This window comes from Tenacibaculum retecalamus (genome assembly GCF_027941755.1).
Taxonomy (GTDB): domain Bacteria; phylum Bacteroidota; class Bacteroidia; order Flavobacteriales; family Flavobacteriaceae; genus Polaribacter; species Polaribacter haliotis_B.
The window spans coordinates 1,472,515-1,493,002 of the sequence record NZ_CP115916.1; the positions used below are offsets into that span (position 1 = coordinate 1,472,515).

Annotated in this window: 17 protein-coding genes; 5 read left to right on the plus strand and 12 right to left on the minus strand. The window is 30.2% G+C overall.

What is annotated here, in order from left to right; translation table 11 throughout:
* Nucleotides 1–47: 47 nt before the first annotated feature.
* The 3 genes from PG912_RS07015 to PG912_RS07025 all read left to right on the plus strand — a co-directional run bounded on the left by PG912_RS07015 (nucleotide 48) and on the right by PG912_RS07025 (nucleotide 3,738).
* On the plus strand, nucleotides 48–1,421 hold the full coding sequence (locus PG912_RS07015; protein WP_275686955.1) for a sigma-54-dependent transcriptional regulator: 1,374 nt from the start codon (nucleotides 48–50) through the stop codon (nucleotides 1,419–1,421).
* A 1-nt stretch (nucleotide 1,422) separates the two neighbouring features.
* Entirely contained in the window at nucleotides 1,423–2,751 is a 1,329-nt protein-coding gene (locus PG912_RS07020; protein ID WP_275686956.1) for a sensor histidine kinase, read from the plus strand.
* Nucleotides 2,752–3,330: 579 nt separating this feature from the next.
* Nucleotides 3,331–3,738, plus strand: a complete 408-nt coding sequence (locus PG912_RS07025; protein WP_275686957.1) for a helix-turn-helix transcriptional regulator — start codon at nucleotides 3,331–3,333, stop codon at nucleotides 3,736–3,738.
* Nucleotides 3,739–3,885: 147 nt separating this feature from the next.
* Here the strand turns inward: PG912_RS07025 and PG912_RS07030 are convergent, their stop codons facing one another.
* The 5 genes from PG912_RS07030 to PG912_RS07050 form a co-directional block, all read right to left on the minus strand.
* Nucleotides 3,886–5,421: an SDR family NAD(P)-dependent oxidoreductase gene (locus tag PG912_RS07030; protein WP_275686958.1), complete on the minus strand. Its 1,536-nt coding sequence runs from the start codon at nucleotides 5,419–5,421 to the stop codon at nucleotides 3,886–3,888.
* Between the two features lie 315 nt (nucleotides 5,422–5,736).
* Complete coding sequence (locus PG912_RS07035) at nucleotides 5,737–6,201, minus strand: cold-shock protein (protein WP_275686959.1); 465 nt, start codon at nucleotides 6,199–6,201, stop codon at nucleotides 5,737–5,739.
* Nucleotides 6,202–6,452: 251 nt separating this feature from the next.
* Nucleotides 6,453–6,644 carry a cold-shock protein gene (locus tag PG912_RS07040; protein ID WP_275686960.1) on the minus strand — a complete coding sequence of 64 codons (192 nt, stop codon included), beginning with the start codon at nucleotides 6,642–6,644 and terminating at the stop codon, nucleotides 6,453–6,455.
* 136 nt (nucleotides 6,645–6,780) lie between these two features.
* Complete coding sequence (locus PG912_RS07045; protein WP_275686961.1) at nucleotides 6,781–8,109, minus strand: DEAD/DEAH box helicase; 1,329 nt, start codon at nucleotides 8,107–8,109, stop codon at nucleotides 6,781–6,783.
* 121 nt (nucleotides 8,110–8,230) lie between these two features.
* Nucleotides 8,231–8,782, minus strand: a complete 552-nt coding sequence (locus PG912_RS07050) for a 1-acyl-sn-glycerol-3-phosphate acyltransferase (RefSeq protein WP_275686962.1) — start codon at nucleotides 8,780–8,782, stop codon at nucleotides 8,231–8,233.
* A 103-nt stretch (nucleotides 8,783–8,885) separates the two neighbouring features.
* Here PG912_RS07050 and rmuC point away from each other — a divergent pair, with 103 nt between their 5' ends.
* Nucleotides 8,886–10,229 (plus strand): DNA recombination protein RmuC, encoded by a 1,344-nt coding sequence (rmuC, locus tag PG912_RS07055; protein ID WP_275686963.1) that lies wholly within the window; start codon nucleotides 8,886–8,888, stop codon nucleotides 10,227–10,229.
* A gap of 89 nt (nucleotides 10,230–10,318) precedes the next feature.
* On the opposite strand, the gene glyA is transcribed toward rmuC, so the two are convergent.
* On the minus strand, nucleotides 10,319–11,593 hold the full coding sequence (gene glyA / locus PG912_RS07060; RefSeq protein WP_275686964.1) for a serine hydroxymethyltransferase: 1,275 nt from the start codon (nucleotides 11,591–11,593) through the stop codon (nucleotides 10,319–10,321).
* A gap of 191 nt (nucleotides 11,594–11,784) precedes the next feature.
* Between glyA and fahA the strand changes: the two genes are divergently transcribed.
* Entirely contained in the window at nucleotides 11,785–13,068 is a 1,284-nt protein-coding gene (fahA, locus tag PG912_RS07065) for a fumarylacetoacetase (protein WP_275686965.1), read from the plus strand.
* A gap of 179 nt (nucleotides 13,069–13,247) precedes the next feature.
* On the opposite strand, the gene fabG is transcribed toward fahA, so the two are convergent.
* The 6 genes from fabG to lpxA form a co-directional block, all read right to left on the minus strand.
* Complete coding sequence (gene fabG / locus PG912_RS07070) at nucleotides 13,248–13,994, minus strand: 3-oxoacyl-[acyl-carrier-protein] reductase (RefSeq protein ID WP_275686966.1); 747 nt, start codon at nucleotides 13,992–13,994, stop codon at nucleotides 13,248–13,250.
* Between the two features lie 92 nt (nucleotides 13,995–14,086).
* Nucleotides 14,087–17,056 (minus strand): M16 family metallopeptidase, encoded by a 2,970-nt coding sequence (locus tag PG912_RS07075; RefSeq protein WP_275686967.1) that lies wholly within the window; start codon nucleotides 17,054–17,056, stop codon nucleotides 14,087–14,089.
* Between the two features lie 104 nt (nucleotides 17,057–17,160).
* Nucleotides 17,161–18,039: a succinate--CoA ligase subunit alpha gene (sucD, locus tag PG912_RS07080; RefSeq protein ID WP_275686968.1), complete on the minus strand. Its 879-nt coding sequence runs from the start codon at nucleotides 18,037–18,039 to the stop codon at nucleotides 17,161–17,163.
* A 65-nt stretch (nucleotides 18,040–18,104) separates the two neighbouring features.
* Nucleotides 18,105–19,031 (minus strand): UDP-3-O-(3-hydroxymyristoyl)glucosamine N-acyltransferase, encoded by a 927-nt coding sequence (locus tag PG912_RS07085; RefSeq protein ID WP_275686969.1) that lies wholly within the window; start codon nucleotides 19,029–19,031, stop codon nucleotides 18,105–18,107.
* A gap of 37 nt (nucleotides 19,032–19,068) precedes the next feature.
* A complete protein-coding gene (gene efp / locus PG912_RS07090; RefSeq protein WP_260586008.1) occupies nucleotides 19,069–19,635 on the minus strand; it encodes an elongation factor P in 567 nt (188 codons plus the stop codon).
* Between the two features lie 64 nt (nucleotides 19,636–19,699).
* Entirely contained in the window at nucleotides 19,700–20,485 is a 786-nt protein-coding gene (lpxA, locus tag PG912_RS07095; RefSeq protein WP_275686970.1) for an acyl-ACP--UDP-N-acetylglucosamine O-acyltransferase, read from the minus strand.
* Between the last annotated feature and the right edge of the window lie 3 nt (nucleotides 20,486–20,488).

Below are 20,488 nucleotides of genomic sequence, written 5' to 3' on the forward strand. Positions count from 1 at the left end.
TCGAACATTTTTTTGTTCATATTCAAACAATTGACTAACTATGTAATATGAGAAAAAAAGAAGCAACCATATTGATAGTAGATGATGATGATGATATCTTATTTTCTGCCAGAATAAGTTTAAAGAAATATTTCACCGAAATTATCACGGCTAATAATCCGAAGAAAATAAGTAATCATTTAACTTCTTCAACCCATATAGATGTTGTTTTGTTAGATATGAATTACCGTATTGGTTATGAAGATGGTAAAGAAGGTTTGTATTGGTTAAAGCATATTAAAGAAGTTAGTCCGGAAACTACCGTGCTTTTAATGACAGCTTTTGGTAGTGTAAATTTAGCTGTTGATGCTATTAAAAAAGGAGCTACTGATTTTATATTAAAACCTTGGAATACTGAGAGGTTATACGGAATTGTAAATTCAGGAATAGAATTATCGCGTTCTAAACGAAAAACAACACAATTAGAAACCGTACAAAAATTAAACGATAAAGATTTTCATCAACAAACTGAACATATTATTGGTACTTCGCCAGCAATGAAATCGGCTGTTGGCTTGGCGCAAAAAGTAGCGCCTACAGATGCTACTATTTTAATTTTAGGTGAAAACGGAACTGGTAAATACGTATTTGCAAAAGAAATACATTTAAAATCCGAAAGAAAAAACCATCCTTTTATTCATGTCGATTTAGGTTCTTTAAATGAAAACTTATTTGAAAGTGAGTTATTTGGTTATGTCAAAGGAGCTTTTACTGATGCTCATAAAGATACTATTGGTAGATTTGAATTGGCAAAAGGCGGTACTATTTTTTTAGATGAAATAGGTAACCTTCCACTCCATTTACAATCTAAATTATTAACTGTTGTTCAGAACAGAAAAATAACACGTTTAGGTGAAGGTAAAGAACGAGCTATTGATGTGCGCATTATTTGTGCTACAAATGCAAATGTTCATAAAATGGTAGCAGAGCAATTGTTTCGTCAAGATTTGTTATTTAGAATAAATACTATCGAATTAAACTTACCGCCGCTTCGAGATCGTATTGGTGATATTGAGTTACTAGCAAATCACTTTTTGAAGAAACTGAACCAAAAATACAGAAAGAAAATAAACGGATTTAATACACAAGCTATTAGTGGATTAAAAAAATATCATTGGCCTGGAAATATTAGAGAAATAGAACATATTGTAGAACGTGCAGTAATTATAACGGATAATACTGAAATTCAATTAGAAGATTTACATTTTTCAACTAAAAAACTAGAAGCTACATTGGCTAATAGTTTAAACTTAGAAGAAACTGAAAAGTTGTTAATAGAACAAGCGTTGCAAAAGCATCAAGGTAATATTTCTCGTGCCGCAAAAGATTTAGGTTTAACCCGAGCTGCACTATATAGACGCTTAGAAAAACATCAATTATAAAATGGGAAAACCTCAATTTATTCAGATACTTATTAGAGTTTTGCTATTGATAATAAACGGAATTCTAGTTTTTTTTGCCTATTTAAACGGATACTCAATTAACGCTATTGGATTTTCTTTTTTGTTTATTTTTCAACTATTCTTATTTTTTGATTATCTAAAAAAACTGTTTGCTGATATCGAAAAATCGATAGATTGTTTATTGCATGATGATTATTCGAATACTTTTTCATCTAAAAAAAGAGAAAATCCGTTACACAACAAAACTGCTTTATTATTAGAAAAAAACCGAAAAAAAAGTCTTTTAAAAACTTCTGAAGCATTAATTCTTACCAATATTATAGAAAGTTTAAGTACAGGTATTCTTATTTTAAGAAAAGATACGAATCTACAAATTGAAGTATTTCAAATTAATAAAGCGTTTACCGAATTTTTAAAAATACCAAAATTTTATAATTGGAATTTATTAAAAGGTAAACTAGGTAACCTAGCTAACTTCATATCTAAATGGGAAGAAGTTAAGCATACTATTAGTATTGATGTAAATGATATAAAAGAAAGTTTTTTCTTAAAAACCTCGGTTACACAAACCAATCAATATGAATATTTAATTATTTCTTTAGAAACGATTCAGCAATTAATTGATAAGAAAGAAAAAGAAGCTTGGTATAAATTAATGAATGTAATGTCGCACGAAATAATTAATACCATTACTCCTATTAGTAGTTTAGCCGAAAATTTGGATTCTCTTTTACAAGAAGATCAAACTGATGAAGAAACAATACAAGAGTTATCGCAAGGATTGCAAATAATTAAACGTCGTTCATATCATTTAACATCTTTTGTAGATACTTATAGAAAGTTAGCTGAATTACCTTTGCCACAAAAAGTAGAAGTAGATCTTACTATAATTATTAAAAATACTTTAACACTTTTTCAACAAGAGTTTTCTTCTAAAAACATAAAAATAGAATTCGATGTTTCTCAACAGATAATTATTAATGCTGATAAGCAACAAATAGAACAAGTACTTATAAATTTACTATCTAATTGTTTGTATGCTTTAGTGGCTATTAAAAATCCGAAAATCACAATTAAATTGCATCAAGAGAGTAACCGAATAAACTTATCTGTTATAGATAATGGTATTGGTATTTCTAATGATATTAAAGACAACATCTTTATTCCATATTTTACAACCCGAAAAGACGGTTCTGGAATTGGGTTAACTTTAAGTAAAAGTATTATGGAAGCTCATAACGGAACAATTCGGTTTGTATCACATACAAATGAGACTTGTTTTAAATTAACTTTTATAAACAATAAGTAATTTACAATTGTAAACCAACTATTTATTGATATTTAATTATATATAATCCAATTTGTATTTATATGTATATTAATATATATTAGTGATGTTTACAATTGTAATTATGAGAGAAAGCCTTATTATCACGCTACTTTAGGTATATACATCTTAAATGCGGTGGTTTATCTCTTAATTGACGTATAACACTTGTATATATAGCATAACTCTTCTTTAAACCTCTTAAAATCTGCATACTTATCGATTTATAAGAGCTATAATTCTATTTATAGGTTATTACACATCCATCTTTTACATGAATAATTAAATTATTTACACATGTAAACAAGTGTTTAAATAAAGTTACGTATTTACAAATGTGCTTAATGGATTCTTTAGTAATAGCTACCCAATCCATGGAAACTATTGAAAAACTCTATTAAACAGACTTAAGTAACTGTTTTTTAATGGTTTAATACCTTTTACCTAGAGTTTTAATGAAGTGTAACAGAGTATATTAACTTGTTCTGTTAAATTTTTATATCAATTTACAATTGTGTATCTTTACAATTCATATATGTAATTTACAATTGTAACCTATTTATGGATTTACTTACTCGATTAAAAGAAATAATTGCTCATTACGATTTAACATCGTCAACTTTTGCGGATACTATAGAAGTGCCACGCTCTAGCATATCTCACCTATTGTCGGGCAGAAACAAACCTAGTTTAGATTTTGTTATGAAAGTGGTTGATAAATTCCCAGAAGTAGATTTGTACTGGTTGTTATATAATGAAGGATCTTTTCCTAAAAAAGAAATCGCTATTAAAAAATCAACAGTAAACATTAAAAAAGAAAAAGAAGCTCCTTCTCTATTTTCTGAAAATTCGATATCCGAAGAAGAACCTGTAATTAATTCAAATATGCAATTCTCAGGAAACACAAAAAAACTACGAAAAGTTGTTCTTTTATATACTGACGGAAGTTTTGAAGAGTTTAACCAATAAATCAGTCCTTTTATTAAATACCACTTTAAAAGAAAATAATTTAGATTTTAAATGAGCTTTTATATCTAATAAAAAATATCCCGTAGTAATTTTAAAATTACTACGGGATATTTTTAAATGGTATTATTTTATTAGCTCAGGTAGATATTACCAATCAATAGGAAAATAATCTTTTAAAAATTTTCCACACCAATGTTTACCAGTATTAATTCCGTCAATTAAAGGATCCATAACTCTTGCAGCACCATCAACAATATCTAACGGTGGTTGAAAATCATGAACTTCAACTTTCTTTTTAGATAATTCAGCAGGATCTTCATCTGTAACCCAACCTGTATCTACCGCATTCATATAAATACCTGATTTTGCAAATGTAGAAGCAGAAGTATGTGTTAACATATTTAAAGCAGCTTTTGCCATATTAGTATGTGGATGCCTATCTACTTTTTTAAAGCGATGGAATTTTCCTTCCATAGCAGTTACGTTAATAATATGCTTCTTACCAGTGTTTTCTTTCATCATTAGGTTAGACAAGCGATTACATAAAACAAAAGGGGCAACAGCATTTACCAATTGTACTTCTACCATTTCTGTAGTTTCTATTTCACCTAATCGTAAACGCCAACTATTGGTTTTTCTTAAATCTACTTGTTGTAAATCAGCATCTAATTGTCCCTCAGGAAATACTTCTGATGTTTGTAAAGAGTTATCAAAACTATACGGAATTTGAGATAACTCTGCTGAATTACGTAACCCTATTCCTGGTTCTGGTCCGTGCCAAGTAACAGGCAATACGTTATTTTTATCTGTTTTAGAAGGATCTATACTTAAACTCGATAATTCTTCTAAACAACTTTCATGATCTTTTAGTAATCTTTGCGCTAACTTCGGAAGCTTATCAACAGGTAATTTTTCATTTTCCATTAAGTGGAAATAAAATCCTGATGGTCTCCTTACTGTTTGAGCAGCATTATTAATTAAAATATCTAATCGATCGTATTTTTGCTCTATATAATTACAAAAAATTTCTACACTAGGTATGTGTCTTAAATCAAGACCATGAATATGCAAGCGGTCGCTCCAATCTTTATAATCTTCTTCTTTAGAAAAACGGATAGCAGAATCTGCCGGAAAACGTGTAGTAGCTACAACTGTTGCACCTGAACGCAATAACATTAAGGTGATATGATAACCAATTTTTAAACGCGAACCTGTAATTACAGCTACTTGATCTTTTAAATCAGTAGTTTGAAAACGTTTAGCATAATTTAAATCACCACAATCTTTACACATCGTATCGTAAAAATGATGGAGTTTTGTAAACATGGTTTTACAAACGTAACAGTTTCTAGCAGATTCTAACTCTAAAGTATCTTCATCAATGGCAGCTGCTCCTAATAATTTAGGTGCCACAAATAATGCTGCTTCACGAGCAGAACGAATTCCTGTAGTTTTTCTTGCGTGTGTATCTTTCGCAATCATTTTACGCTTCGCTGCCTTTTTAGCATCTTTTCTTCGGCGTTCAAACTCAGTACGATTTGGCCTAGTTAATTCACCTGCAGCCTTAAATAATGCTACTCTTTGGGCTTCTGGTAATTCAAAAAGCTGGTTTGTATCTTCCAATAATTGTTGTAAAGTCGTAATACAAGATGCAATGTCTATATTCGATTTTTCTTCACTCATAAACAAATTATTTATTTTTATTTTAGAAGTTTTAATATCCTTTTACTATACAAATTATTCTGAAATAGCTTCAGAATACTCCTTCGATATCTAGGTTATAGCTTTAAAATAAAAATCTCTGCTATACTCTTTATATCTAGGCGCGAAATTACCTATTTTTAATGAATTTATTTTATCTATTAAAGAATAAAAAATACTTTATAACAGCTATTATTTAATGCTAAAATCAAAAAAAGAGATTTACCAATATTGGTAAATCTCTTTTTATATTTATAGTTGCTCTTAAAAAAGCAATAATCATTAAAGTAAGATTAATTATTTAACCAATGTTACTTTTACAGCATTCATACCTTTCATCCCTTTTTCAAGTTCGAAACTTACTTTATCGTTTTCTGAAATCTGATCAATAATACCACTAACGTGTGTAAAGTATTTTTCTTGATCTGCAGAATCGATGATAAATCCAAATCCTTTAGATGAATCGAAAAAAGAAACAGTTCCTTTTCTAACAGGATCAAATGCTTCTTTATCTCCTTCTAAAGTTTTAGGTACACTTACTTGAATATCCTCTAAACTGATTTCTTCTATTACTTGATCTGGATCAGGAGGAGTAGCACTTAAATTTCCATAAGCATCTGTATATGCAAATTCAATTCCAGTTGATCCATTTTCCCTTATATCAGCCTTTCGAGCTTCCATTTTCTTTCTTTTATCTTCACGTTTTTTTAAACGCTTTTTCTCTTTTTCATTCTTATTAAATGATTGCTGAGATTTTGCCATAAGATTAATTAATATATAATTTTAATACTAGTTATAATTTAGAGTATTGATAAATACCTTTCATTGGAGATTATCATAATCGCCCCAATATAATCCTAAATTACGTATTTTTTTTGATTTTTTTTGATTTTTTCACTTAAAAATTCTTTTAAACCTAAATTTAAAAGAAAAAGTATTACTTCTAATTACATTCTATGAAAATAAAAAGTCCATCAAAGAATGATGGACTTTTAAAACTTAAAGTATATTTTTTAGATAACTTTTACGTTAACCGCATTTGATCCTTTCTTTCCTTCTTCTAAATCAAATTCTACTTCGTCTCCTTCGCGAATTTCATCGATTAAACCTGAAACGTGTACGAAATGATCTTTTGTTACTCCTTCTTCAGTGATGAAACCAAATCCTTTAGTGTCATTGAAAAACTTTACTATTCCTTTACTCATTGTAATGTAATTAAATTTATAATACTTATTCAGTTTGCAAAGATGGTGCCATATTTTTGATAAAATACATATTAATTGATTTATTTTTAATAAATCTTATATGTCATATTAGTTATCGCTCATTTAAACCAACTTATTATTTTCTTTTTTTATCTTTTTCCACTTTCGTAGTATTAGATTGTGCTAAATAATTAGCTAATACTTTATCTACTAATTCGTCTTTTGTTAAATGATGAAAGATTGTTTTTATTTTTGCTTTAAAATCTTCTGAAACGTTACGGTTAGGTTTGGTTTTAAATATTTTATTAGCCCATATTAAGCCATTATTTTCTTCAATACTTTTAGCATCTGCCTTTTTAAATGGCTTGAAACTAATCCCTAGTTCCTTTTCAAAATCTGCAATATCTTTTACTTCTTCCTCTTGCAATATAGTTAACGAAAGTCCGGTTGCTCCTGCCCTAGCCGTTCTACCACTTCTATGTACGTAAACATCATAAGTATCTGGTAAATGATAGTTTACTACATAAGAAACTTCTTTTACATCAATACCACGAGCTGCTAAATCGGTAGCAACTAATATATCTATATGTCCTTCTCTAAATTGCCCCATAATTCGATCACGAATTCCTTGTGTTAAACTACCATGAATGGCTCCTGAAGAGAATTTGTTTATCGCTAAATTCTTAGCCAATTTGTTAACTGCAGCTTTCGTTTTACAAAAAATAATACCTCGCTGACCAATTTTTGAATTTAAAAAATGAAGTAATACTTCTAATTTTTCTATTGGTGCTACTACAACATATTGATGATTGATACCTTGGTGACCAACTGTTGTCATGTCTGCTTCAACATTAATTACATGTTTTGACATATAATTTTGCACCAATTGTTTTATCGTTCCAGGCATTGTTGCCGTAAACAATAATGTTCTTCTCGATTTCGGAATTTCTTTAATAATACTATCTAATCCTTCTTTTAAAGCACTTACCATTTCATCAGCTTCATCTAAAATAAAATGCGTTATATGTTTAACATCTATCGCGTTTCTTTTTATTAAATCGGCCAAACGACCTGGTGTTGCCACAACAACATGTGTATCAGACTGTAAACGTTCTATTTGTGGTTTAATAGGTATTCCTCCACAAACTGCTGCGATTGATATTTTTGGACTATTAGCTGAAAATGATATAAGATTATTATATATCTGTTGCCCTAATTCTCTCGTAGGAGCAAGCACAATTGCTTGTACTTTAGATGAAGTTACATCAATTAATTGTAATAAAGGTAAACCAAAAGAAGCTGTTTTACCTGTTCCTGTTTTTGCCAATACAACTACATCTTCTTTTTGATTTAGTATCACAGGAATTGCCTTTTCCTGTACATCTGTTGGTACAGAAATTTGTAAATCGGCTAAACTCTGTTGTAATTCTGTATTAATTCCTAAATCTGAAAACTGTTTTGGCATAAAATATTTTTTATGCAAAGATAATCACACTTATAAGAAATACTATCAATTAATATTCTTATTCCTTTTATTCCAATAACTACTTATAAATAGTGTTATTATTAAAAATAAAAACCTGCTTTTAAAGCAGGTTTTTGTTATTAAATAGTTCGGGTTTTGCACCTTTAATGTCTTTATAAAATTCATAAAAATGAGCAAAATCAGCTTTTATATCATCCGTTACATAAAACGGCTTTGATAACTTTACTTGCTTATTTTCAAAATCGAAACCAAGCATTACAATTGGTATATTAGCACCTTTAGCAATGTAATAAAATCCTGTTTTCCATTTATCTACATATTGCCTTGTACCTTCAGGAGAAATTGCTAATTTAAATTCTTCTTTTGAATTAAAAATATCAATAATTGCATCAACAACATTTGTACTTTTAGTTCTGTCTATCGGCGCTCCACCTAAAGCTTTAAAAAAAAAGCCAAAAGGAGGTTTGAATAATGATTTTTTTCCTACAAAATTAAGTTTGGTTTTTGTGATGTTTCTAGAGAATAAACCCACATAAAAGTCCTCCCAACTAGTGTGTGGTGCTCCTATTAATACGTATTTTTTAAGTTCTTTCGGAAACTCTCCGTCAAACTTCCATCCTAAAATTTTTGTAAATATAAATTTAGATATCATCTATTAATTATAAAGTTCAAAATTACGCTTTTCTATATAAAGTTCAAACAAAATTAACCAATCTTACGTTATATTTGTTAGCATATAAACTTACGAAATTCTAATGAATACTTCTCTTTTAATTGGCATTGTTGCCTTGTGCACCTTAATTTTTGGTTTTGTTATCGGTTATCTTTTATCAAAATTAAAAGTTAAACAACAGTTTGCAGATTTAGAAAAAAAAATAACAACTCAACAAATAAATTCTTCTAATTTAGAAATTCAAAAAACTGAAATTCAAGGTCGTTTCACTGATAAAGCAAAAGAAACGGAAGAAATCCGCAGAGAAAAAGAATTCTTAAATATTGAGTTAGCTAGAAAAAATGAGGAATTAAAAAACCTTCAAATAAAGCTTAACGAAAACAAAATTGAAGTAGAAAAACTACAAGATAAATTTACCAAAGAGTTTGAAAACTTGGCTAATAAAATTTTAGAGGAGAAGTCAAGTAAATTCACAGAACAGAATAAAGAAAATATTAAAAACATCTTACATCCGCTTCAAGAAAAAATTAAAACTTTTGAAGATAAAGTTGATAAAACACATAAAGAAAGTATCGACTATCATTCAGCTTTACGTCAACAAATTGTAGGTTTAAAAGAGATGAACCTACAAATGAGTAAAGAAACTATCAATTTAACAAAAGCCTTGAAAGGTGATAATAAAATTCAAGGAAATTGGGGGGAGTTAGTACTAGAACGTGTTTTAGAAAAGTCTGGATTAGAGAAAGATAGAGAATATTTTGTGCAACAGTCTTTTGTAAATGATGAAGGTAAACGTGTTTTACCCGATGTGGTGATTCATTTACCTGATAATAAAAAAATGATTGTCGATTCGAAAGTTTCACTAACCGCTTATGAACAATATGTAAATACAGATGATGATTTAGAGAGGGAACGTTTTTTAACAGCACATATTAATTCTTTAAAAAGGCATGTAACCCAACTATCTGAAAAAAAATATGAAGATCTTTATAAGATAGAATCTCCTGATTTTGTATTATTATTTGTACCGATAGAACCAGCATTTGCCATTGCTTTAAATCAGGATAATTCATTGTATAATAAAGCATTTGAAAAAAATATTGTTATTGTTACGCCAACTACGTTATTAGCTACTTTACGTACTATTGATACCATGTGGAATAATGAAAAACAACAGCGAAACGCATTAGAAATTGCCAGACAAGCAGGTGCTTTATATGATAAATTTGATGGATTACTACAAGATTTAATAGGCATAGGAAAAAAAATAGATGCCTCTAAAGATGATTACAATGCTGCTATGAACAAGTTAGTAGATGGTCGAGGTAATCTTATAACGAGTGTCGAAAAACTGAAGAAAATGGGTGCGAAAGCTAAAAAAACATTGCCCGAAAATATTGTTGAGAGAGCTCGAGAAAATGAATAAAAAGCAACATTCTTTTTTATAAAAATTAAACACAAAAAAGTCCACCTAAATCGGGTGGACTTTTTTATATCTAATAACCACTTAGTGGTTTACATTACGAATAATCTTTTGTCATGCATTAAATCGTATACCTTCTCTCCTACTTGCTTTAAAACATCGTCGTTTCCAACATTCATTAACGCTTCGTCAATTAAATCTACAATAGTTTGCATATCTTCTTCAACCAAACCACGAGTAGTTACAGCAGCAGTACCTACACGAATACCAGAAGTTACAAACGGACTTTGAGTATCGAAAGGAACCATGTTTTTATTAACTGTAATATCTGCTTTCCCTAAAGTATCTTCCCCTTCTTTACCTGTAAGATTTTTATTACGTAAGTCAATTAGCATACAGTGATTGTCTGTTCCTCCAGAAATAATATCGTATCCTTTAGCAACAAAAGCTTTCGCCATAGCTGTTGCGTTTTCTTTTACCTGTAATTGATATTCTAAAAACTCATCAGTTAATGCCTCTCCAAAAGCAATTGCTTTTGCTGCAATAACATGTTCTAATGGTTCACCTTGATTTCCTGGGAAAACCGCAGAGTTTATCAAAGTTGACATTTTCTTTAATTTTCCTGATTTTAATTTTAATCCAAACGGATTTTCAAAATCTTTCCCAATCATAATCATTCCACCACGCGATTCACGTAACGTTTTGTGCGTTGTTGTAGTAACAATATGACAATGTGGTAAAGGATCAGATAAAATACCTTTTGCAATTAAACCTGCCGGATGCGAAATATCTGCCATTAAAATAGCACCAACACTATCAGCAATCTCTCTAAATTTTTCAAAATCCATATCACGAGAATATGCCGAAGCTCCTGCAATAATTAATTTTGGTTTATGTTCTTTTGCTTGCTGCTCTAAATGGTTATAATCAATTTTTCCAGTTGCTTTATCTACACCATAAAAAACTGGATTGTATAATTTACCCGAAAAATTTACAGGAGATCCATGAGTTAAATGCCCTCCATGAGATAAATCAAAACCTAAAATAGTATCTCCAGGATTTAAACACGCTGCAAATACAGCGGTATTTGCTTGTGAACCAGAGTGTGGTTGCACATTTACATATTCAGCGCCAAATAATTCTTTAGCTCTATCAATTGCAATTTGCTCTACAATATCTACCACTTCACATCCACCGTAATAACGTTTACCAGGATATCCTTCAGCATATTTATTAGTTAAAATAGAACCTTGCGCTTGCATTACTTGTTCGCTCACAAAGTTTTCAGAAGCAATCAACTCTAAACCATTTAGCTGACGTTCTTTCTCTTCTTGAATTAAATCGAATATTTGATGATCTTTTTGCATCTTATGTGTTGTTAAATAAGTAACCAAAAGTACTAATTTTATTAATTAATTTTTATGCAATTCTTATCTTATTTTAAACAGAAATTAACTTCTTAATTATTTCTATAAAATTTATAAATTCTTATGCTGATATTGGTTTTAATTGAAAAAAATATGTAGGTTTGATTCTAAAATTAAACACAACTACTTCGATGAAAATAACTGCAAATAATCCTAATAGAAAATCTTGGTTAAATGTTGAAAAAAACTCTGATTTTCCTATACAAAATATTCCTTTCGGAGTATTCATTACGAAAGATGATATTATAACAATTGGTACAAGAATTGGTGATTTTGCTATTGATTTAGGTGCTTTACATCAATTAGGTTACTTTGAAGGTATCCCTTTAACAGATGATATTTTTTTACAAGATACCTTAAATGATTTTATTGCTGACGGACGTAAAACTTGGCGTTTAGTTCGTAATAGAATTGCGGATATTTTTGATGTTACTAATGGTAAATTACGTGACAATGCCGAACATAAAGCCGAAGTAATCTTTAGAATGGATGAAGTTGAAATGCAGCTTCCTGTTTCTGTTGGTGATTATACCGATTTTTATGCAAGTAAAGAACATGCAACCAATGTTGGTTCTTTATTTAGAGATCCTGAAAATGCATTGTTACCAAACTGGTTGCACATTCCTATTGGGTACCATGGTAGAAGTTCTTCTATCATTCCATCAGGAACACCAGTACGTCGTCCTGTTGGACAACAACGCCCTAGTGAAGGAAGTACAACGCCTAACTTTGGACCTTCAAAATTATTAGATTTTGAATTAGAAATGGCTTTTATTACAACGGTTGCTAATGATTTAGGAGATAGAATTCCGATTGAAGATGCAGATGAATATATTTTTGGATTAGTTTTATTTAATGATTGGTCTGCTCGTGATATACAAGCTTGGGAATATGTTCCTTTAGAGCCTTTCTTAGGTAAAAACTTTGCTTCTACAATTTCACCATGGATTGTTACTTTAGATGCTTTAGAGCCTTTTAGAGTTGATAACCCAAAGCAAGTACATGAACCTTTACCTTATCTTAAGAAAGAAGGTAAAGATAGTTTAGATATTAATTTACAAATGGCTATTCAACCAGAAGGTAAAGAAGAAACAGTTGTTTGTAATTCTAACTTTAAGTATATGTATTGGACTATGGCGCAACAATTAGCGCATCATACCGTAAACGGATGTCCTATTAATGCCGGAGACATGATGGGTTCTGGTACTATTTCTGGATCTACAAAAGATAGTTTTGGTTCGATGTTAGAATTAACTTGGAGAGGTCAAAATCCTATAAAAATGAATGATGGTTCTGAGCGTAAATTTATCAACGACCACGATACTGTTATTATGCGTGGTTATTCTCAAAATGATGATGTTCGTATCGGATTTGGAGAATGTACTGGTAAAATTTTACCTGCCACTGAATTATAAAATCTATTTTTGATCTTAAATAAATTAGGCCTGAATAATAAAATAATTATTCAGGCTTTTTTATATATCTTCCAAAAAACATTTTGGCTTTTTAATAAATCTTGCCTCAGAAATAAAGCTCATAAAAACAAAAAAGCAGCAATTTAAAATTGCTGCTTTTTTGTTTTAATATGTATATCTTAAGTTAACATTCCACCATCTACAGATAATGTTTGTCCTGTAATATATGCACTCATATCAGAAGCTAAAAACACACAAGCATTTGCAATATCTTCTGGAGTTCCTCCTCTTTTTAAAGGAATTTCATTACGCCATCCTTCCACTACTTTTTCATCTAATTTTGCGGTCATTTCTGTTTCAATAAATCCAGGAGCAACTACGTTACTTCTAATATTTCTTGAACCTAACTCTAATGCTACTGATTTAGAAAATCCTAAAATACCAGCTTTTGATGCTGCGTAATTAGCCTGGCCTGCATTTCCTCTTAATCCAACAACAGAACTCATATTAATAATAGATCCTTTACGTTGTTTCATCATTGGGCGAATAACAGCTTTTGTTAAGTTGAAAACCGATTTTAAATTCACTTCAATTACTTTATCAAAATCATCTTCAGAAATACGCATTAACAAATTATCTTTTGTAATACCAGCATTGTTTATCAATACATCAATACTTCCAAATTCTGTATGTACTTCTTTCGCTAATTCCTGAGCTGCATCAAAATCTGCTGCGTTTGACTGATATCCTTTCGCTTTTACACCTAAATCTGTCAATTCTTTTTCTAATGCATTTGCCGCATCAACTGAAGAACTGTATGTAAAAGCAATATTTGCACCTTGTTTTGCAAATTCTAAAGCTATTCCTCTACCGATTCCTCTAGAAGCTCCGGTTATAATAGCTGTTTTATTTTCTAATAATTTCATTATCTAGTTGTTTTGATAGATCAAATATAAAAATAAAAATCCTGCTAAAGAATACTCTTTAGCAGGATTTTAAATAGTTATAAATTATTTTATTAAGATTTTATCTTTTTCTCATTTACATAATTAAATAAATAGTCGATATCTAGTTCTTTAATTTTACCTAATTTCTGCAAAGACTCAACATTTAAATCTTTTTTATTACCAATTACCATTACGTTATAAGATTCACCTTTTACATTTTTATCAAAAAATGCTTTTAAATCTTCCATTTTCATGTTCTTAATGGTATTGTACATTGCTTCTCTATGGTCATTGTCAATTCCACGTTTCTTTAAACCTTCATAAGTCCAAAAAATGTTTGATTTAGTAATACGTTGCGCTGCTAACTTTTTTAATGTAGATTCTTTTGCTGCATTAAATTGCTTTTCAGCCTCTGGCATGTTGTTCATTAAATCCATCATAGCATCTACAGCTTGCTCTAATTTATTAGCTTGTGTACCAACATATGCCATAACATAATTAGAATTTCCTTTTTTAGAAGCGTTACTATACGATGCAAATGCAGAGTATGCTAAAGATTTAGATTCTCTAATTTCTTGAAAAACGATTGATGATAATCCGCTACCAAAATAGGTATTAAACAATGTTGAGGCTGCTAAATTTTCAGCTTTAAAAGGTGCTCCTTTTGCTAAAAAAATCAATTCAGTTTGCACCATATCATAATTTGTAAAGAAAACATTTCCACCTGTTTCAGTTTCTTTGTATTCTTTTGCTACTGGATATTCTTTTAATTCACCATATAATTTATGATTCGTATTTAAAGAAGCTACTGCAGCATTTACATCTTTACCGTAGTAAAAAATACGTTGCTTATAGTTTTTCATGTCTTTAACTATTGCAACTAACTCTTCAGGATTTATAGCTTTTAATTCATCAACTTGCATGATGTCTCTTAATCTTGAGTTTTCACCATACTTACCATAGTTCATTAAACCTGTAAATAAAATATTCCCTTTTTGAGTTTTTCCATTTTCACGACCTTTCTGAATTTTTGCTACATATTTATCATATGCTTCCGGATCTGCTTTTGCATTGTCCCATAAATGCTCTAGCAACTCTAACCCTTTAGATAAATTTTCTTTTAAACCATTTAAACCTACGTAAGTTTTATCGTTTCCGGCATTTACATAATAAGAAATACCTAATTTATAAAACTCTTTTTTAATTTCTTCATTCGTATATTTATCAGTACCAACATATTCTAAATATCCTGCAGCTAAAGATAATTTCTTATCATTATCACTACCCATATCAAAAATAATATTCATATCAAATAAATCATTATTTTCATTTTCTACATAAGAAACTTTAATTCCGTTTTCAGTTGTAGTTTCTTTAATTGCAGTCTTATAATCTACAAATTTAGGTTGTAATGGTGCTGATTTAATTTTATTAAATTCGGTGATAAATTCAGAACTCTTCCCTCTATTTAAATTTACTGGTGTAATTCCTGGATTAGAAACTTTTACAATATTTTCATCTTCTCCTTTACGCTTATAAGTTACCACGTAATTATTTTGATAAAATTTATTTGCAAAATCAACCAATTCTTGTTTAGATATTTTTTTTAAATCATCTAAAAAACGCACTTTATTATCCCAATTTTCATGGTGAATAAATGCATTAAAATAAGCGCCTGCCAAAGCAGTATTATTTTCATACTGACGTGTTTGACTTAATTTTAAATCATTTACAACAGCATCAATCATCCATTCATCAAATTCTCCTTTTTTTAATTTTTCAATTTGCGCTAACAATAAATCCTTAACTTCATCTAAAGTTTGACCAGATTTAGGTGCACCTGAAAAAGAATGATATCCGTAATCATTTAAAAATGTTGGAGAACAACCAGCATATTGTACAGCTTGTTTTTGATTTAAATTTAAATCGATTAAACCAGCATTACCGTTTGCCATAATCATATCACAAAGTGTTACAAACTTCTCATCTTCAGTATTTACACCACCAGAACGGTATGCTATAGAAATACTTTCTGATGTTGGTCCGAAAACTTCGCTCATAATAGGAGTTGTAATCGCTTCTTCTTTAGGTAATGTTGGATGTGTTAATTCTTTCTTTTCGAATTTACCAAAAGTAGCATCAATTTGTTTCATGGTTGCATCAAAATCTAAATCACCTACTAAAACAATTGCCATATTATTTGGCACATAGTATTTGTTAAAATAGTTATGAATATCAACCATTGACGGGTTTTTTAAATGTGCAGCTGTACCAATAGTAGATTGTTGCCCATATGGATGTTTAGGAAATAAATCTTTTAACATCATTGCATAACGCTTTCTTCCATCGTTATCCTGCCCTCTATTAAATTCTTCAAAAACAGCTTCTAATTCTGTATGAAATAAACGTAATACTAACGTACTAAAACGCTCAGATTCTAAGTTTAACCATTTGTTTAATTCGTTTGCAGGTATTTTATTTTTGTATACCGTTTCTTCAAACCAAGTGTGTGCATTGGTACCTGTAGCACCTAAAGATGATACCATTTTATCATATTCATTAGCTATTGAATAATTAGATGCTTCTAAAGAAATTTTATCAATCTCTTTATACAATGCTAATTTTTTATCAGCATCTTTTTCTGCTCTGTGTTTTTCATATAAATTAGAAATAGTATCTAAATAGCTTTTTTCTTTTTCCCAGTCGGCAGTACCAACCTTATGTGTTCCTTTGAACACCATGTGTTCTAAATAATGTGCTAATCCTGTTGATTCTTTAGGATCGTAATTAGATCCTGCACGAACAGCAATATAGGTTTGAATTTTAGGCTCATCCGTATTTTTACTTAAATATACTTTTAAACCATTGTTTAAAGTATATAAACGTAATCCTGTTGGATCATTTGTAACCGTTTCGTAATTGTAACCGCTAGCATCTGACTGTTGCTCGGTTTTAATTTCTTTTTCTGAAGTTTTTGTTTGCTTACATCCTACTGCGATAGTAAGTAACATACTAATAAATAGCAATTTAATTGTTTTCATGAAGGTTTATTTTTTTATTAAATGTAAAAATCCGTTGAATTTACAAATTCAACGGATTAAAAAATAATATATTATGAAAATTTAACAGTTTTTATACTGATAAATTATTTAGATAACACTTTTGCTACCATTTCACCAATCTTAGCTGGAGATTCAACAACGTGAACTCCGTTTTCAGCTAAAATTTTCATTTTTGCTTGAGCAGTATCATCATCACCACCTACAATTGCACCTGCATGCCCCATTGTTCTACCAGCTGGTGCAGTTTGTCCTGCGATAAAACCAATAACTGGCTTACGGTTACCGTCAGCTTTAATCCAACGAGCAGCTTCTGCTTCTAAGTTTCCACCGATTTCACCAATCATAACGATTGCTTCAGTTTCTTCATCGTTCATTAATAACTCAACAGCTTCTTTTGTTGTAGTTCCAATAATTGGATCTCCACCAATACCAATTGCTGTAGTAATACCAAATCCTTGTTTTACAACCTGATCAGCAGCTTCATATGTTAACGTTCCTGATTTAGAAACAATACCTACTTTACCTTTTTTGAAGATAAAACCTGGCATAATACCAACTTTAGCTTCATCTGGAGTAATAACTCCTGGACAGTTAGGATCAACTAAAGTACAACCTTCTAATTGATCGATATAAGATTTAACTTTTACCATATCAGCAGTAGGAATTCCTTCAGTAATACAAATAATTACTTTAATTCCTGCTTCAGCAGACTCCATAATAGCATCAGCAGCAAATGCTGGTGGTACAAAAATAATAGAGGTATCTGCTCCTACTTTTTGCACAGCTTCATCAACTGTATTAAAAACTGGTTTACCGATATGCTCTTGACCTCCTTTACCTGGTGTTACACCTCCTACGACATTTGTACCGTAATCGATCATTTGACCAGCGTGAAAAGTACCTTCACTACCTGTAAATCCTTGAACTATAATTTTTGAATCTTTATTTACTAAAACACTCATTGGTATATTTTTATTTAATTTTAAGCTTCACAAAAATAGTTTTTTGTAATCGATTTGTAAAGCTTTTATTTCTTTTTTTGTTCTCTAAGCAGATGTTTAATTCCTGCTAACTCTTTTAACTTTTCTCTTGATTCTGAAATTGGTGTACCAAAATACGATTTTCCTCCTACTACAGATTTTGTTACGCCTGTTTGTCCGAGTATTACAGCGCCTTTTCCTATTGTAATTCCGCTATTGGTTCCTACTTGTCCCCAAATTGTTACTTCATCTTCAATAATAACACAACCTGCAATACCTGTTTGAGATGCGATTAAACATTTTTTACCGATAACCGTATCATGACCAACATGTACTTGATTATCTATTTTTGTTCCTGCACCAATTCTAGTATCTCCTGTTACTCCTTTATCTATGGTACAAGAAGCTCCTAAATCTACATTATCATTTAAAACAACTCTTCCTCCTGAAATTAATTTATCAAATCCTTCTGGTCTGTTTTTATAATAAAAAGCATCAGCTCCTAAAACAGTATTTGCATGAATTGTTACATTATTACCTATTACTGTATTGCTATAAATGGTAACATTAGGATGAATAACACAATTTTTTCCGATAGTAACATTATCTCCAACAAAAACATTTGGTTGAATAATTGTTCCTTCTCCTATAATGGCAGTGTTAGAAATACTTTCTTTTGATGCTATAAATGGATTAAAATGTTTGATAATTTTATTAAAATCACGAAAAGGATCATCAGAAATTAATAAAGATTTTCCTTCAGGGCAAGCTACTTCTTTGTTTATTAAAATAGTGGTTGCCGCCGAATTTAACGCTTTATCATAATATTTAGGATGATCTACAAAAACAATATCACCATGTTCTACAACATGAATTTCATTAATTCCTTTAACAGGAAAATTTCTATCACCAACAAATTCAACCTTTAATAAGGTTGCTATTTGTTCTAAGGTTTGTGTTTGTTTAAATTTCATTGTAAAAAAGAAATTCCCGCAAAAGCGGGAATTGTTATTATTCTTTAACTCTTTCTTGGTACGTTCCTTTGGTAGTTTCTACCTTTATTTTATCTCCTTCATTAATAAATAGTGGCACATTTACAATTGCTCCAGATTCCATCGTAGCTGGTTTTGTCGCGTTTGTTGCTGTATTTCCTTTAACTCCTGGCTCTGTATGCGTAACTTCTAAAATTACACTCGCAGGCATATCTACAGATAGAGGCATATCGTCTTCAGAGTTTATGATAATAGTTACCACTTCACCTTCTTTCATTAAATCAGGTGAATCTAAAGCACTTTTCTCTAATGTAATTTGAGAATAATCAACTTGATTCATAAAATGAAACGTTTCTCCTTCTCTATATAAATATTGAAATTTATGTGTTTCAACTCTAACATCATCAATTTTTCTTCCTGATGGAAATGTATTATCAACTACTTTACCGTTAGTTACACTTTTTAATTTTGTTCTTACAAAAGCAGGTCCTTTACCTGGTTTTACATGTAAAAATTCAACAACTTTATATATATCGTTGTTGTATCTCATGCATAATCCGTTTTTAATATCTGATGTTGTAGCCATTCTTTAATTTATTTTTATGTTGAAATAATTATTTACTAACTTTTCAACTATTTAATTTTTATGCTTAATTTGATTTAAAGTATCCTTTCATAATACCACGATGCGAATCTTTTATAAACTGTATAATTTCATCACGTTCAGAAGTTGCTCCCATTTCTGCTTCTATAATATCAATCGCTTGTGAATAATTATAGTTTTGTTGGAATAATATTCTGTATATATCTTGAATTTCTCTTATTTTCTCAATTGCATAGCCTCTTCTTCGTAAACCTACCGAATTAATACCTACGTATGATAATGGTTCACGAGCTGCTTTTACATATGGCGGAACATCTTTACGAACCAAAGACCCTCCGGTTACAAAAGCATGATTTCCTACTGATGCAAATTGGTGTACTGCAACCATACCTGCTAATACTACATTATTGCCAATAGTAACATGACCTGCTAAAGTAGTATTATTAGAAAAAATACAATTCTTACCAACAAAACAATCGTGTGCAATATGACAATATGCCATTATTAAACAATTGTCTCCAATAACAGTTTTCATTCTATCAGAAGTACCTCTATTTATAGTAACACATTCTCTTATAGTAACATTATCACCAATTACAACAGTTGTTTCCTCATCATCAAATTTTAAATCTTGAGGAATTGCTGAAATTACTGCTCCTGGAAAAATTCTACAATTTTTACCGATGCGAGCTCCTTCCATAATTGTTACGTTAGAACCTATCCAAGTTCCTGAACCAATTTCAACATTAGAATGTATGGTTGTAAAAGGCTCTATTACTACATTTCTAGCAATTTTAGCTTGTGGATGTACGTATGCAAGTGGTTGATTCATAAA

Bases quoted from the DNA above. Each gene is read 5' to 3' on its own strand.
- fahA (WP_275686965.1), top strand. From the start codon at position 11,785: ATGAAAATAACTGCAAATAATCCTAATAGAAAATCTTGGTTAAATGTT.
- sucD (WP_275686968.1), bottom strand. From the start codon at position 18,039: ATGAGTGTTTTAGTAAATAAAGATTCAAAAATTATAGTTCAAGGATTT.
- fabG (WP_275686966.1), bottom strand. From the start codon at position 13,994: ATGAAATTATTAGAAAATAAAACAGCTATTATAACCGGAGCTTCTAGA.
- PG912_RS07040 (WP_275686960.1), bottom strand. From the start codon at position 6,644: ATGAGTAAAGGAATAGTAAAGTTTTTCAATGACACTAAAGGATTTGGT.
- glyA (WP_275686964.1), bottom strand. From the start codon at position 11,593: ATGCAAAAAGATCATCAAATATTCGATTTAATTCAAGAAGAGAAAGAA.
- PG912_RS07075 (WP_275686967.1), bottom strand. From the start codon at position 17,056: ATGAAAACAATTAAATTGCTATTTATTAGTATGTTACTTACTATCGCA.
- rmuC (WP_275686963.1), top strand. From the start codon at position 8,886: ATGAATACTTCTCTTTTAATTGGCATTGTTGCCTTGTGCACCTTAATT.
- PG912_RS07025 (WP_275686957.1), top strand. From the start codon at position 3,331: ATGGATTTACTTACTCGATTAAAAGAAATAATTGCTCATTACGATTTA.
- PG912_RS07035 (WP_275686959.1), bottom strand. From the start codon at position 6,201: ATGGCAAAATCTCAGCAATCATTTAATAAGAATGAAAAAGAGAAAAAG.
- lpxA (WP_275686970.1), bottom strand. From the start codon at position 20,485: ATGAATCAACCACTTGCATACGTACATCCACAAGCTAAAATTGCTAGA.
- PG912_RS07020 (WP_275686956.1), top strand. From the start codon at position 1,423: ATGGGAAAACCTCAATTTATTCAGATACTTATTAGAGTTTTGCTATTG.
- efp (WP_260586008.1), bottom strand. From the start codon at position 19,635: ATGGCTACAACATCAGATATTAAAAACGGATTATGCATGAGATACAAC.
- PG912_RS07050 (WP_275686962.1), bottom strand. From the start codon at position 8,782: ATGATATCTAAATTTATATTTACAAAAATTTTAGGATGGAAGTTTGAC.
- PG912_RS07030 (WP_275686958.1), bottom strand. From the start codon at position 5,421: ATGAGTGAAGAAAAATCGAATATAGACATTGCATCTTGTATTACGACT.
- PG912_RS07015 (WP_275686955.1), top strand. From the start codon at position 48: ATGAGAAAAAAAGAAGCAACCATATTGATAGTAGATGATGATGATGAT.
- PG912_RS07085 (WP_275686969.1), bottom strand. From the start codon at position 19,031: ATGAAATTTAAACAAACACAAACCTTAGAACAAATAGCAACCTTATTA.
- PG912_RS07045 (WP_275686961.1), bottom strand. From the start codon at position 8,109: ATGCCAAAACAGTTTTCAGATTTAGGAATTAATACAGAATTACAACAG.